This is a genomic window from Mycobacterium tilburgii (assembly GCF_902168065.1).
Classification (GTDB): domain Bacteria; phylum Actinomycetota; class Actinomycetes; order Mycobacteriales; family Mycobacteriaceae; genus Mycobacterium; species Mycobacterium tilburgii.
The window spans coordinates 1-13,261 of record NZ_LR655696.1 but is presented as its reverse complement, the minus strand read 5'-3'; the positions used below and the strand labels follow the sequence as shown (position 1 = coordinate 13,261).

The following is a 13,261-nucleotide window of genomic DNA, read 5'->3' as shown; positions in this document are numbered from 1 at the left end:
CGGACCCGGTCGGCGGCCGCGGCCGGGTGAAGAGCGCTAGTTATTCAGCCACACGTGCCAGAAACCGTCGGGGCCGAAGCGGCAGGAGTACTGGGTGTACAGGTTGTCGTTGTGGGTGAGCTCGACGTGCGGGGCGTCCGCCAGACAGTGACGTTCGCTGGAATAGTTGCCCTCGACCTCGATCTCGTCGGCGTGGGCCACGCCCACCGCAACGGTCATCAGCCCACCCAGTGCCAGTAAGCCTGAGGCAATAACCCTGCTCATACGGTGCTCCCCGGCCGATCGGTTTGTTGCCAGCGAACTATATCGAGTTGCGGGCAACGCCGGACGACATTCGCCAAGAGCCGTTCCGGACCCGGCTGATCGAACGTATGATCATACAATGGGTTCGCTCACGTCGATCGGCTATGACGGATACCCGGTCTGCAGGCCGTTCCGGGTGGTGCGCTCGGCGATCACGGTGCTCTCGACTTGACGGTGCTGTTTCCGCGCCAGCCGCATCGGTCGGGTCGGTATCAACCCAACGGCCTGCAGCTGCACAAGGTCGTCGAGGGGCGACTGAGCTGCTGGGGTCTGTGCGAGCAGGGCGACTGGTGGGGGCTGGTGACCTACCCGATCACCTACGGGTCCAAGCAGTGCAGCGTGACGCACTGGATCTCGGCGTGGACGCTGCGCCGCAAGGGCTAGGACCGTCCGCCATTGTGGCGACAGCGGCGGCGAGCCGGCATCGGCGAAATGTGCCCAACGTGAAGCCGGGCCGCGCGATTTTCCCTAGTGTTTTCCTTCGGGGGTTGCGCTGCAAACACATCCAACCGCACCGCGCATGTTCGGCGACCCGGGACTGCAAGCGCGGTGCGGTCGGTGGCACGGCACGGTCGGTGGCACGGCACGGATTTTGACGAGAGATGGCTTGCCCGCTGGAGCTCGCTGTTGACGACGCTCATTCCGTTGGCTCTTGTTGTCGCTGTCTCGCCGCTGTCCCTCCCTCATCTCGGCTGTCCTCGTTCTGCACGCGCCGCAACCGCGGCCCGCCAGCCTGATGTTCCTGGCCGGTTGGGTGTTCGGGCTGGTGGTGCAGACCGTGCTGTTCGTCGAAGGTTCCGGCGCGCTCGGCGACATGCACAACTCGACGCCGAGGTGGGCATCCTGGCTCCGGGTGGTGCTGGGTCTGCTGGGTCACCAGGGTAGTCACACCGAGTCGCCGGCCTGGATGCGTTCGTTCTCCACCATGCCTCCTCGGCGCGCGGCGATCACCGGGCTGGTGTTGGCCGTGGTCCGGCTCGAGGTGCTGCTGATGTGTATGGCGGCCAGTCTGGCCATCGGTACCAGCCACCTCGACAACATCGACAAGTTATCGGCGGGCGTGGTGTTTGTCGCGGTGTCCGCGTCAACGGTCGCCGTCTCGATCCTGGCCTATGTGGCCGCGGGCCATCGCCTGGACGATTTGGAACGCGTCAAGAACTGGACGGAGAAGAACAACGCCGCGATGCTCGCGGTGATCCTGGTGTTGATCGGTTTGATGGTGTTGCACAACGGAATTCGTGTGCTCTGAGCCGGGTGGCGTGGGTTATCGGCCAGGCCGGCTTGCGCCTCGAGTCGATTTGTCTTACCAAACGCTCTGTCGCGCAGCACTTCCCAGAGATAGGCTGTGAATCATGCGCGCGTGGCCCCGGGCAGCCCACTGCTGGGAATGCAGCTCCTTGTGATGCAGCACGCGCTCGAGCGCGAGGTTGCTTTCCATGGCCCGGCCGCTGCGGTCGGTGTGCCACGTGTGCCGGGACTCGACGATCTGACGCAGCCGGCCGGCGGCGTCGCCGTCGACCGGGACGTTGACCATGTAGGTGTCACCCCACGCGGTGTCGCCCTGCCGACTGAGCAGCCGTTGCACCCGCACCCCCGGCGTGCGCATCGCCGCGGCGATCACCGCCGCCCCGCTCCAGGAATGCCCGACCTGGATGTCCGGCGGTGTTCCGTGCTCAACCATGAACTCGCAGACCCGGACGACGGCGTCGACCTTGACGGTGAAACGACCCGTCACCTCAGTCGCCCGTCGACCCGCCGAGACCCAGCGCGTCGAAGCGCAACATGCCGATGCCGTCGGAGGCTAGCTGCTTGCAAATCCGGGACGCGGCCGGACCGTGCCTGCCGAGCTTGAAGCCGTGTGCGAACACGCCCCAGCCGCGCACCGCGCCGTCGGGAACCTCGATGACCCCGGCCAGCTCGGCACCCGTCGATCCCCACGTTCATTCTCGACGGGTATAATTTAACATACGACCCGATCGAGGCGACAGCCCACACCTGGTACTCCTATGACGACCTGAGCGGCGCGCTCGGGGGTGTCACTGACCAACTACCTGGGCTGGCTCTTGACGGGCTGGGTGGTCTTCACCCTCGTCGCACTCGTCGAACCGCGATTCCCGGGCAGGCCCGTCACCGCAAGCCGCACATACTGGTTGCTGCCTGTTCTGGCTGTCCACCACCGCCCAGGTCTTCACCGGCCTGATCCATCCCGCCGATGGCGTCGTGGTCCGCGGCGGCAAAACCATCGCGATCGCCGACGTGTACGAATCGTGCGCGTCCGCAGCGCTGTTCACCGTCGTGTTCACCGGGGTCACGGCGCTGATCCTGCTGTACAACCGGCCCTGGCCGCGCTGAGAGTCACACCGAGAGCTTTTCCGTTGCCGCGCCGCAGCATTCGCGCTACTGACTTGTGACGACGTCGTGACGTCACCATTTGGACACGGCGCGGTGCGGCGCACGGCGTGTTCTACACGCGCCACCAACAATGGGGGCGGTCGCCGAAGCGACTTGCCTACGGCTATGTGGTTCTGCTGCGCGAATGAAGGAGTTGGACGTTGATGCCGATCTTCGATCGATTCAACATAGGTGTTGTTGCCTGCGCTGGTTTATGCGGTGCCGCCATAGCGTTGAGCCCGGACGCGGTAGCCGTCCCCTACATGACCGGGGGTGGAGCCTGCATGTACGGGCAGGCCGGTGAGGTCGGTGGTGCGCCCGCGGCCGGCGGGCCGGCCGCGGGCGGGGCCGGGGCAGCCGCGGCACCGTGCGCTGCTCCGCTGACCGACATGGCCGGCGTGCCCTTGGTGGTGCCGGGCCCCGGGGTTGTCCCGATTCCCGCTGGGGCACCGCTGATTGCGCTCGGACCGCCGATCCCGCCGATCCCGCCGGTGCCCCTGGGCGCGCCGCCAGTGCCGATCGCGGCGCCGTTGCCGCTGGGTGCCCCGCTGGTGGCCCTGGGTGGCGTCGCCGACGGCTTGCCGGCCGCACCGCTGATCGACATGGCCGGGGCCAAGGACGCGCCGACGAGCCCGCCGCCGACCGGCGGCCCGGTGGCCGGGCAGCCGGTTTCGCCCGGACCCGCTCCGGTGCACGGGAACTGATCCGCATCCGACTCAAAAAGACCCGCTGGGTGATCCCAGCGGGTCTTTTCTGCTCGTGTGCGGCAGATTTACCGCGGTGATGCCGACGCCGACGAAAAAACGACAAAGCTGTGCGACAGTCGTTTACGCGTTTACGACGAGGGTAGTTCGTTCGTGTGTTCCCGCACGACGACGGGGTCGCCGACATTAACCGTGTTGTAGTACCACTCGGCGTCTTCGGGGCTCAGGCTGATGCAGCCGTGGCTGACATTGTCCAGTCCGAGCGAATTGACGGCCCACGGAGCGGAGTGCACGAACAGACCGTGGTTGGTGATGCGGACGGCGTAGTTCACGGTAACCAGGTAGCCGTCGGGATCGTCGACCGGAATGCCGACGCTGCTGGAATCCATTTGTACCGACCGGTCCTTGGCCAGCACCGTATAGGAGCCGACCGGCGTCGGGTACTCTGGCCGGCCCAGCGAGGCGGGCAGCACGCCCGGTTCGCCGAAGTGCGGACGGTGGTGCGGCGACGGCAGCGACTGCGGCGGACCGGTCTCGACGCCGTCGATGCTGACCGTGAAAGTGTGCTCGGCGATGCTGGCGATCCCGATCACGGCCGGGCCGGTCTTGATCTGCGTGGGTTGGCCTTCCACGGTGAGCGCAATGGTGCTGTGCGCCGGCCAGTATCGGTCGGGGGTCCACTGCACCGTATTGTTGTCGAGCCATTCGTATCTGCCGGTCATCGGCGGCGCCGACGTGATCTTGAGAGCCTGCTCGGCGGCGGGCCTGTTGGTCACGGGCGTCCGGAAGGTCACCACCAGGGGGTGGGCGATACCGACCGCCTGGTTGCTGGCGGGTAGCACCGACGCGATCGGGAAGGGCACATACGACTCGCTGGCGGCGGCCAGGCCCACTTCCTCCGGTGACGGCAGGTTCAGCACGGCGGACCCGCCGACCACAGTAGCGCCGATCCCGATGACAGCAACGGCACATCGAAAACCTGCGCGCATGACCTCAATTTCCCTTTAACTGACAGAGTTGCAATAGGAATGGTAGATGCGCGCTGATCTGCGGAAGCGCAAGGGCGCGTTAGCAATTGGTCAAATGTCGGTCACGATTTTGCTACGACCGGCCGTTATGACAACGTGAGGTCGGACACGAAGCGAGGAGAACACAATGTTCAGACGTGGGCTGCGAGGGCTCGGCTTGGCCTGTGTCACTTTGCTGGATGCGACGGTGATTGCTGCAACGGCGCGCGCCGCTGCGCCGCCGGCGCCGGGAATCCAGTTCAGTGACGGAATCACCAAGTGCACCGCGGGGTTTGCTGCGCAAGGCGGCGACGGTGCTTACTACCTGTTCACCAGCGAGCATTGCAACCACGGTGCGCCGTTCACCTACGACGAGAACATCCCGCTCGGCACCGTCACCTCGAATGAGGAAGAAGGCGACCTGCGCGACGACGCGATCATCCGCCTTGACCCGAGTGCGAGCACGCCGGCCGGGGATGTCGCCGGTCAGCGCGTGCGGGGCATGCTGAGCGCGAGTCAGATCAAGCCGGGGATGCCGTTCTGCAAGCTCGGTGGGTTCACTGGTGAAACGTGTGGGATGTCTCGACCACGGCCAACGTCGCGGTGTCGGGCTCCACGAAGAGCACTGCAGTGCGCTCGTAACCCATTGCACCGCCGACGGATTGGGTTAGTGCGGTCGGGGCCAGAAATGCCGAGACCAACATGACGTTCTCAATCTTGTGGGCAGCGAGTGCGTCGGGCAGCACCGCAGCTTCGATCTGGTCGGTGCACGCCACCCCGATGGAGTCCAGTTCGATGCCGGCGCCGGCCGCGTCCTCGCGGGTGCACTCGATGGCGGCGATCACGCGATCAGAGGCACTGACGGTGGGCGAGTCATCGGCCGGGGTGATCGGGAACGCGTTCTCGTCGATCGTGAGGCCGTCCGCGTTTTCTTTTTGCAACATGACCATCTGAACCGAGGTCGGCGCTATCGACACTCCGAGTACGACGTCCATTGCCCTGCGAACCGATCGTTGCGGGGAAAACTGTGCCGGGACCTTGCGGAAGCTAGGTAGAAGCTATGCGTGCCCGCAGATAGCTGGCTGGTTGGCGTCTCGCCGCTTCGATGTTGGGATCGGTAGCAGCATGCTGGGCATGGACTTACCGCGACGAGGTAGTTTGGATCACCCGAGGGAGTCCCCATGAGGTTTAACGCGATGGCAATTGCCGCTGTCGTGAGCAGCACTTCGTTTGCCGCGGGCACCGCCCAAGCGGACATGATGGCCGGGCCGGTGCCGGCCCACATTTATACGCTGCAGCCACCGTCCAGTCCCGTTGTCGATCCCGACCCGCTCTGGTGGCAGTCCAGGATTTTCAGCGCCACATCTCTGATCTGCACGACAATTGGGACGCCCTCAGCCCGGACGATTGCAATCAGGGTTGAAGGCCTTGCAACAAGAGTCCCCGATCGTCGAGGCCGAGACTCGAAACTTGGCGCCGGGTCAGCAGTTGCAGGTCGAGGGCACGCTCCTGTCGGTAATGTTTCAGCTGACGGATCTTCTTCGGCGGATGCGTATAGCGCTAGAACCGCTGATAATCGGCGAGCCGACGGCAGGCTCGCCGACTAGCTCGCCAGAATCGTAGTCTACCTTGTCAGGGCTGTGCACCAGTTGGCCAACTAACTCCAAGCGGGGCGACCGAAGTATGTGCCGAAGCGCGATTGATCCGGTGTGGCCAGTTTCGACATGCTACTAGGTATTTCTGTCCCATCTCAAGACCGCTTCTGGGTGACGGTTGCTGTGGATCTGGTAACCGTACGTCGCGACCCTCACGCTTCACAGCAGATCAAGGTGTCGGCGGTGGTGTTAGCGTCGGTTGGCTGCGGCTTACTACATCGATACGAACTGTGTCGGTCTTCCGACGATTGAGGCGCGGTGTTCGGCACCCCCGCGCTGCGTCAGCTCATCGACCAAATGGAGCCCGGCCAACCGCGACTTGCGTATCCGTCCGCGTACGAAAACGAACTGTTGAAGGGTGCGGTTGCGACCAGTGTTTGCCCTGGTCAACTTGGAGCCGATGACGGGAATCGAACCCGCGTATTCAGCTTGGGAAGCTGATGTTCTGCCATTGAACTACATCGGCGCGGTTGCCCAAGAAAGGCTAGCATCCGGATGTGGTGCTAGCTCAGGCCGTGCGACCCGAGCGTAGGAATGTAGTTATTCCGTCAAATTTAAAATGCTCACATTTATTCTTTCGAGATCATGTTGTAATGTGCTCGGGGTGGGTCGTCACAGATTAGCCAGGAAGCGGCGCAAGTCGTCAGTAGTCCTGGCAGCGCTGCTGGCTACCGGCGCAATCTCCTTCGTGGTAGGCGGCGATGTCGGTCCATTCACCGCTCCGGCCGAGGCTAAAGCCGTTATTGATGACGTCACGCCGAATCGTTTGGAATTCGTCGCGGCCGAAGCCAATCTGCCGCACAGCGCGGCGGGCCTGAGCGCCGACCGGCAGCCGGCCGCTTCGCGCTACCACGTCCGATCCCGGTTCCTGCCCGTCGAGCTCGCCCCCGAGTAGGGTTTGCAGATTCGAACGGTCCCGGTGTCCCGAGCGATCAGCGCCCAGTTCCCCCAGATTCACGAAATCAGCGGTGTGCGGCCGGACTCGCTGCCCTGGCATCCCTTCGGCTTGCGTTGGACGTGATGATCCCCAACCCCGACAGCCCGCAGGGCATCGCGCTGGGCAACCAGATCGTCGCGTACGTGCTCGGCAACTTTCACCGGTTCGGCATCCAGGACGCGATCTGGCGCGGCGTCTACTATACGTCCGGCGGCGCCCAACCGAATCTGCTAGGGGGCATTTCGACCACGTCCACGTCACGACGACCGGTGGTGGCTACGCAAGGAGCTGCGAACGTACCTCGCCGACTGAATGCAGGACACCGGGCGCCGGGCAACGGTTAGGCTCGTCGCGTGCTGCTCTCCGATCGTGACCTCAGGGCCGAAATCACTGCGGGCCGGTTGGGCATCGATCCGTTCGACGACACCCTGGTGCAGCCGTCCAGCATCGACGTTCGCCTCGACAGCATGTTCCGGGTGTTCAACAACACCCGCTACACCCACATCGACCCGGCCAAGCAGCAAGACGAGCTGACGACGTTGGTCGAACCCGCTGCCGGGGAACCGTTCGTCCTGCACCCGGGGGAGTTCGTGCTCGGGTCCACCCTCGAACTGTTCACGTTGCCCGAGGACCTCGCCGGCCGTCTGGAGGGCAAGTCGTCGCTGGGCCGGCTGGGGCTGCTCACGCACTCGACGGCGGGCTTCATCGATCCCGGGTTCACCGGGCACATCACGCTCGAGCTGTCGAACGTCGCGATCCTGCCGATCACGCTGTGGCCCGGCATGAAGATCGGGCAGCTGTGCATTCTGCGCCTGACCAGACCGGCCGAGCACCCGTACGGCAGTTCGCGCGTTGGCTCGAAATATCAGGGGCAGCGGGGGCCGACTCCGTCCCGCTCCTACGAGAACTTCATAAGAACCACATAGCTTCGGCTGGGTAACCGCACAGGCTCCGTGCGGGAGTATAAAGTGGTCCGTGATTCTTTCTCTGCCCGGACTTAGCTTGTCGAGCAATGCTTTTAGAGTGGTTTGTCTTGGATATCGTGCTCGGGGCGGTGCTCGTCGGTAAGTCGACGGTGCCAGTGGGCACGGCCGCGGAGCTCAGTCAGCGGGGCCGCGGCACTGGAACCCTCCGGGGTGGACGTCGAAATTGCCTGGAACCCTGAGTTTCTCCGTGAAGGCCACGCGTGGCCGACACCTTGGAGCGGGACCGGATTGTGCTTGGCGTTCAACAGGACTCGGTGTGCTCGGAGGTCGTCATTCGTGAGCTGTATGCTCAGCTCCTCAACGCCGGTGTCCCGTTTCTGGTAACCGACTTGCAGACAGCGGAATTGGTCAAGTCTTCAGCCAATGCCTTTCTGGCGACCAAGATTTCCTTTATCAACGGTCTCCGAGGTGTGCGAGGCGGCCGGCGCCGACGTCACGCTGTTGGCCGACGCGCTGGGGTACGACTCCCGCATCGGGCGCAAATTCCTCAACGCCGGGCTGGGATTCGGCGGGGGATGCCTGCCCAAGGACATCCGGGCGTTCATGGCCCGCGCGGGCGAGCTGGGCGCCAACCAGGCACTGACGTTCCTGCTCGAGGTGGACAGCATCAACATGCGCCAGCGCACCAAGATGGTGGAGCTGGCTACCACGGCGTGCGGCGGCTCCCTGCTGGGCGCCAACATCGCCGTACTTGGCGCGGCCTTCAAACCCGAGTCGACGATGTGTGGGACTCACCCGCGCTCAATGTAGCGGGCCAGCTGCAGCTCAACGGCGCCGCGGTCAACGTCTACGACCCCAAGGCGCTGGAGAACGCGCGCCGGATGTTCCCGACGCTGAATTACGCCGTCTCGGTTACCGAAGCGTGCGAGGGTGCGGACGCGGTCCTTCTTCTGACCGAGTGGCCGGAGTTCACCGGACTCGACCCGGATGACCTCGCCGACGCGGTGCACGGCCGGGTCGTTGTCGACGGACGCAACTGCTTGGACGTGGCGCGTTGGAATCGGGCGGGCTGGCGGGTTTTCCGGCTCGGTGCCCGACGACCTTGACCGGCCGGGTGAGTAGCCTGATCCCGTGGATTACGCGGCAGCCTTTCTCGACGAAAACCGCGCCTTCGCGGGACTTTTCACCGATTCCGATGTCGCTACCGGTGCCGACGTGCCCAGGATGGAGCCTCGACCAACTTTCGGGATGTCGGCCGCGGCGATCGCTGGGCGGCGCAAATCGTGCGGGATCGTCTCGACCAGCTGCTCGATCTACGCAGCGTCGAAGGGGGCAAACCTCCTCCGGACCCGGCGGACGCGGTCTCCTGGCTGCACGGCGGGGCGCAGCTGCTTGTCGACGCTGTCGAACTGTCTAGCGTCGAGACGCCGGTGTGGACGTTCCTCGGGGCGCGCCCGGCGAACTGGTGCATCCGCCGTCGGCTGCACGAAGCGGCGGTGCACCGCGCCGACGCCGCGCTCGCGCTCGGACGCGACTTATCCCTGCGACCCGACCTCGCGGCCGACGCGATCTCCGAGTTCCTCGACAGCATCTACGTCCAGGCCGGCGCCAACAGGGCCCCGCTGCCGCTGGCGGACGGCAGCACACTGCACCTCCACGCGACCGATCCCGGGCTCAGTGAGAGCGGCGAATGGACGGCCAGCGTGTCCACGGGCGCTTCACCTGGGCGAACGAGCACGGCAAGGGCACATTGGCGATGCGAGGCAGCGCCACCGAGCTGCTGCTGGCCATGACGCGGCGAAGGTCACTCTCCGAAACCAGCATCGAGATGTTCGGCGACGATGCCGTGTGGCAACACTGGGTGGAGTGCACGCCTCTCTAGATCGGCGGGGAAACCGCGTGCAGGAAATGGGGCATACGGTAATTTGCAAAACATGACCACTTCGGAGAGATCGCCACCGTGCTGGCTTGGCACGATGCGCTCAACGCCGGCGATATCGAAACCCTGGCGACCCTGTCCAGCGACGACATCGACCTGGCCGACGCGCATGGTGTCCAGCAGGTCACGAGGCGCTGCGCAGTTGGGCGGGCTCGCAGCGCCCCGGCACGGAGCTGAGACAGATGTATGTGCACGACGGCATCGTCGTCGCCGAATTTAAGGCCAGCAGTCCCGACAATCGGAAGCGGCCGCGCCCAGTGCGCTGGCGTTCCGGGTGGTCCACGACCGGGTCACCTCGGTTTTCCGGCACCAGGACTTGGCGTCGGCGCTGGCGGCCACCGAAATGACCGAGGCCGACCTTGTCACCTAGGGCTTAGGAGCACACATGCGCGGAATCATCTTGGCCGGCGGGTCGGGCACGCGTCTGCATCCGATCACGATGGGCATCAGCAAGCAGTTGCTGCCGGTATACGACAAGCCGATGATCTACTACCCTCTGTCCACGTTGATGATGGCCGGGATCCGCGACATTTTGGTGATCACCACCCCGCACGACGCGGACGGCTTCAAGCGGCTCCTCGGCGACGGCTCGCAATTCGGCATCAACCTCAGCTACGTCCAGCAGGAGAGGCCCGACGGCCTGGCGCAGGCGTTTGTCTTGGGCGCCGACCACATTGGCAACGACTCGGCGGCATTGGTGTTGGGGGACAACATCTTTTACGGCCCGGGGCTCGGTACGAATCTGAGCCGCTTCCAATCGGTAAGCGGCGGCGCCATTTTCGCCTACTGGGTGGCGAACCCGTCTACATACGGTGTCGTCGAATTCGGGGACGACGGAATGGCGGTGTCATTGCAGGAGAAACCCGAAACGCCGAAGTCGAAATACGCGGTGCCGGGCCTGTATTTCTACGACAACGACGTCATCGAAATCGTCAAGGGCTTGAAGAAATCCGAGCGCGGCGAGTACGAGATCACCGAGGTCAATCAGACCTACCTCAACCGCGGCCGGCTCTCGGTCGAGGTGCTGGCCCGTGGCACCGCGTGGTTGGACACCGGCACCTTCGACTCGCTTCTGGACGCCAGCGACTACGTTCGTACCCTGGAGCGCCGACAAGGACTCAAGGTCGGTGTCCCCGAGGAAATCGCGTGGCGGCAGGGATGGATCACCGACGACCAGTTGGCCACCCGCGCCAACACCATGCTCAAGTCCGGATACGGTGGCTATCTGCTGGAACTGATGGAACGGGGCTGACGTTCCCCTCGGGCTTGGCCGACACCGCCCGCGATCCCGGTGGTCAGTGGGACCGAGAGTGTCAGCGCGATTCCGCCGACCGCCAAGCGCACCGACTCGATGGCCACGTTCTCACTGATCAGCACATCGCTCAGCGACCGGTTGGCGACGCTGAACAGCAGCGGCAGCGAGCTGCCGGCGTCGGCCAGCACCAGCGTGTACACCGTGCTGGCGATGTGATCGCGCCCTACCCGGATAGCGCTGACGAAGATCGCCCGCCGCGTGGTGTCCCCGCCGAGGTGGGCCAGTTCGAACACGGTCGACGCCTGCGTCATGGTGACGTTGTTGAGCACACCCAGCGACCCGATGATGAACCCGGCGAGCAGCAGCCCGCTGATCGACACACTGCCCAGATAGGCGCTGACAGCCGAGTTCTGTTCATCCGACAGCCCGTTCATATGCGTTAATTAGATTGCCGCCCAAGATAATCCGCCCGCCAGCAGCAACGAAGACAGGGTGCCCAGCAGGGTGGCGCTGGTGCGCAGGCTGACCCCCGTGCGCCAGGTAGATGATGACGTAGAGGATCGCCGCCACCACCAGGGCCACCGGCACCGCGGGTGCGCCATCGCGCGAGCACGGCCATCCCGATCAGTACGAGCAGGCCGACGACGATCTTCGCGGGCAGCTTCCCGAACGGGGAGGGCCCTGACGACAAATTGTGCGAGTGCGAGTGAGTCACGCGCTCCACCGTAGAGGCGGCGCGAACCCACCTATTGTCTATAGCTGCTAAGGAAGTTGCCCAACCGGTCGATCGCGGCCGACAGGTCACGCGCCCACGGCAGCGTCACGATCCGCAGGTGATCCGGTGCCGGCCAATTGAAGCCAGTGCCCTGGGTGACCAGGATCTTCTCCTGTAGCAGCAGGTCAAGCACCAGTTGCTCGTCGTCGGTGATGTCGTAGACCTCGGGGTCCAACCGCGGGAAGGCATACAGCGCACCCTCCGGTTTGACGCAGCACACCCCGGAAATCTCGTTGAGCTTGGTCCACGCGACGTCGCGTTGCTCGCGCAGCCGCCCGCCGGGCAGCACCAAATCGTCGATGCTCTGGTAGCCGCCGAGGGCGACCTGGATGGCGTGCTGGGCCGGAACATTGGGGCACAGCCGCATGTTGGCCAGCAGGCTGATGCCCTCAATGAAGCTCTCGGCATGGTCCTTGGGGCCGGTGATTGCCAGCCAGCCGGAACGGTAGCCGGCGACCCGGTAGGCCTTCGACAGGCCGTTGAAGGTCAGGCACAACACGTCGTGGGCGAGCGTGGCCAGGCTGATGTGCTTGGCGTCGTCGTACAGAATCTTGTCGTAGATCTCGTCGGCGAGCAGCAACAGCTGGTGCTTGCGCGCCAGCTCGACCATCTGGGTGAGGACCTCGCGGTCGTAGACGGCGCCGGTGGGGTTGTTCGGGTTGATCACCACCAGCGCCTTAGTGCGCTCGGTGATCTTCGACTCCAAGTCGGCAATATTGGGCTGCCAGCCCTGCGTCTCGTCGCACAGGTAGTGCACCGGCGTACCGCCCGCGAGCGAGGTCGAGGCCGTCCACAGCGGGTAGTCCGGTGAGGGAATCAGCACCTGATCGCCGTTGTCGAGCAGGGCCTGCAGCGTCATCGTGATCAGCTCGGAGACACCGTTGCCTAGGAAGACGTCGTCGACGTCGAAGCGGGGAAAGTGGTCGACCAGTTCATAGCGGGTGACCACCGCGCGGCGGGCCGGCAGGATGCCCTTGGAATCGGAGTAGCCCTGGGCGTAGGGCAGCGCCTGAATCATGTCCCGCGTGATCACGTCGGGCGCCTCGAAGCCGAACGGGGCCGGGTTACCGATGTTCAGCTTGAGGATCCGGTGGCCCTCGGCCTCCAACCGCGCCGCATGCTCGTGCACCGGGCCGCGGATTTCGTACAGGACGTCCTGCAGTTTGGACGACTGCGCGAAAGTGCGCTGCCGGTGGTGGCCCGCCGGGCTGTGTACGGGCACCTGGTGAGTGGTCACGTCCCCCATCGTGCCACCGCTGTCCACTGATTTTTGCTGATAGAAGCCAATCTGTGATCAGCGCTTACCCGGCGGGCGCGCGCCGCGGGCGATCCCGAGACCCTTGACCGAGGGTGCCAGGGTATCGGCTTT

General features: G+C 64.7%; 7 protein-coding genes, 1 tRNA gene and 9 pseudogenes. 10 read left to right on the top strand and 7 right to left on the bottom strand.

Going from position 1 to position 13,261, the window contains the following annotated elements; translation table 11 throughout:
- Positions 1-36: 36 nt before the first annotated feature.
- Positions 37-219, bottom strand: a complete 183-nt coding sequence (locus FQ389_RS04935; protein ID WP_260860501.1) for a hypothetical protein — start codon at positions 217-219, stop codon at positions 37-39.
- A gap of 163 nt (positions 220-382) precedes the next feature.
- Here FQ389_RS04935 and FQ389_RS04930 point away from each other — a divergent pair.
- Positions 383-687: pseudogene (locus tag FQ389_RS04930) on the top strand (hypothetical protein).
- Positions 688-927: 240 nt separating this feature from the next.
- Positions 928-1,552 (top strand): annotated as a pseudogene (locus tag FQ389_RS04925) (GAP family protein).
- A 336-nt stretch (positions 1,553-1,888) separates the two neighbouring features.
- Here FQ389_RS04925 and FQ389_RS04920 read toward each other — a convergent pair.
- Positions 1,889-2,219, bottom strand: a pseudogene (locus FQ389_RS04920) (serine aminopeptidase domain-containing protein); the annotation flags it as partial.
- 304 nt (positions 2,220-2,523) lie between these two features.
- Between FQ389_RS04920 and FQ389_RS19070 the strand changes: the two are divergent.
- Positions 2,524-2,655: a hypothetical protein gene (locus FQ389_RS19070; protein WP_260860500.1), complete on the top strand. Its 132-nt coding sequence runs from the start codon at positions 2,524-2,526 to the stop codon at positions 2,653-2,655.
- 203 nt (positions 2,656-2,858) lie between these two features.
- Positions 2,859-3,398, top strand: a complete 540-nt coding sequence (locus tag FQ389_RS04910; RefSeq protein ID WP_144206228.1) for a hypothetical protein — start codon at positions 2,859-2,861, stop codon at positions 3,396-3,398.
- Positions 3,399-3,529: 131 nt separating this feature from the next.
- Here FQ389_RS04910 and FQ389_RS04905 read toward each other — a convergent pair whose 3' ends face one another.
- The 3 genes and pseudogenes from FQ389_RS04905 to FQ389_RS04895 form a co-directional block, all read right to left on the bottom strand.
- Positions 3,530-4,387 carry a L,D-transpeptidase gene (locus tag FQ389_RS04905; protein WP_144206227.1) on the bottom strand — a complete coding sequence of 286 codons (858 nt, stop codon included), beginning with the start codon at positions 4,385-4,387 and terminating at the stop codon, positions 3,530-3,532.
- Between the two features lie 593 nt (positions 4,388-4,980).
- Positions 4,981-5,400: pseudogene (locus FQ389_RS04900) on the bottom strand (DUF7159 family protein); the annotation flags it as partial.
- Between the two features lie 1,052 nt (positions 5,401-6,452).
- Positions 6,453-6,526: transfer RNA gene (locus FQ389_RS04895), tRNA-Gly, on the bottom strand.
- A gap of 138 nt (positions 6,527-6,664) precedes the next feature.
- Between FQ389_RS04895 and FQ389_RS04890 the strand changes: the two are divergent.
- The 6 genes and pseudogenes from FQ389_RS04890 to rfbA all read left to right on the top strand — a co-directional run.
- A pseudogene (locus FQ389_RS04890) lies at positions 6,665-7,277 on the top strand (hypothetical protein); the annotation flags it as partial.
- Between the two features lie 73 nt (positions 7,278-7,350).
- Complete coding sequence (gene dcd, locus FQ389_RS04885) at positions 7,351-7,923, top strand: dCTP deaminase (RefSeq protein ID WP_144206226.1); 573 nt, start codon at positions 7,351-7,353, stop codon at positions 7,921-7,923.
- Positions 7,924-8,048: 125 nt separating this feature from the next.
- Positions 8,049-9,029, top strand: a pseudogene (locus FQ389_RS04880) (UDP-glucose dehydrogenase family protein); the annotation flags it as partial.
- A gap of 25 nt (positions 9,030-9,054) precedes the next feature.
- Positions 9,055-9,805 (top strand): annotated as a pseudogene (locus FQ389_RS04875) (maleylpyruvate isomerase family mycothiol-dependent enzyme).
- A gap of 52 nt (positions 9,806-9,857) precedes the next feature.
- A pseudogene (locus FQ389_RS04870) lies at positions 9,858-10,232 on the top strand (nuclear transport factor 2 family protein).
- Between the two features lie 15 nt (positions 10,233-10,247).
- Positions 10,248-11,114 (top strand): glucose-1-phosphate thymidylyltransferase RfbA, encoded by an 867-nt coding sequence (gene rfbA / locus FQ389_RS04865; RefSeq protein ID WP_144206225.1) that lies wholly within the window; start codon positions 10,248-10,250, stop codon positions 11,112-11,114.
- On the opposite strand, the pseudogene FQ389_RS04860 reads toward rfbA, so the two are convergent.
- Positions 11,084-11,732: pseudogene (locus tag FQ389_RS04860) on the bottom strand (YibE/F family protein); the annotation flags it as partial. The gene rfbA and the pseudogene FQ389_RS04860 overlap by 31 nt on opposite strands.
- 131 nt (positions 11,733-11,863) lie before the next feature.
- A complete protein-coding gene (locus FQ389_RS04855; RefSeq protein ID WP_144206224.1) occupies positions 11,864-13,156 on the bottom strand; it encodes a pyridoxal phosphate-dependent aminotransferase in 1,293 nt (430 codons plus the stop codon).
- Positions 13,157-13,261: the final 105 nt, after the last annotated feature.

Coding starts and splice junctions, on each gene's coding strand:
- FQ389_RS04905 (WP_144206227.1), bottom strand. CDS start 4,387: ATGCGCGCAGGTTTTCGATGTGCCGTTGCTGTCATCGGGATCGGCGCT.
- rfbA (WP_144206225.1), top strand. CDS start 10,248: ATGCGCGGAATCATCTTGGCCGGCGGGTCGGGCACGCGTCTGCATCCG.
- FQ389_RS04935 (WP_260860501.1), bottom strand. CDS start 219: ATGACCGTTGCGGTGGGCGTGGCCCACGCCGACGAGATCGAGGTCGAG.
- FQ389_RS04910 (WP_144206228.1), top strand. CDS start 2,859: ATGCCGATCTTCGATCGATTCAACATAGGTGTTGTTGCCTGCGCTGGT.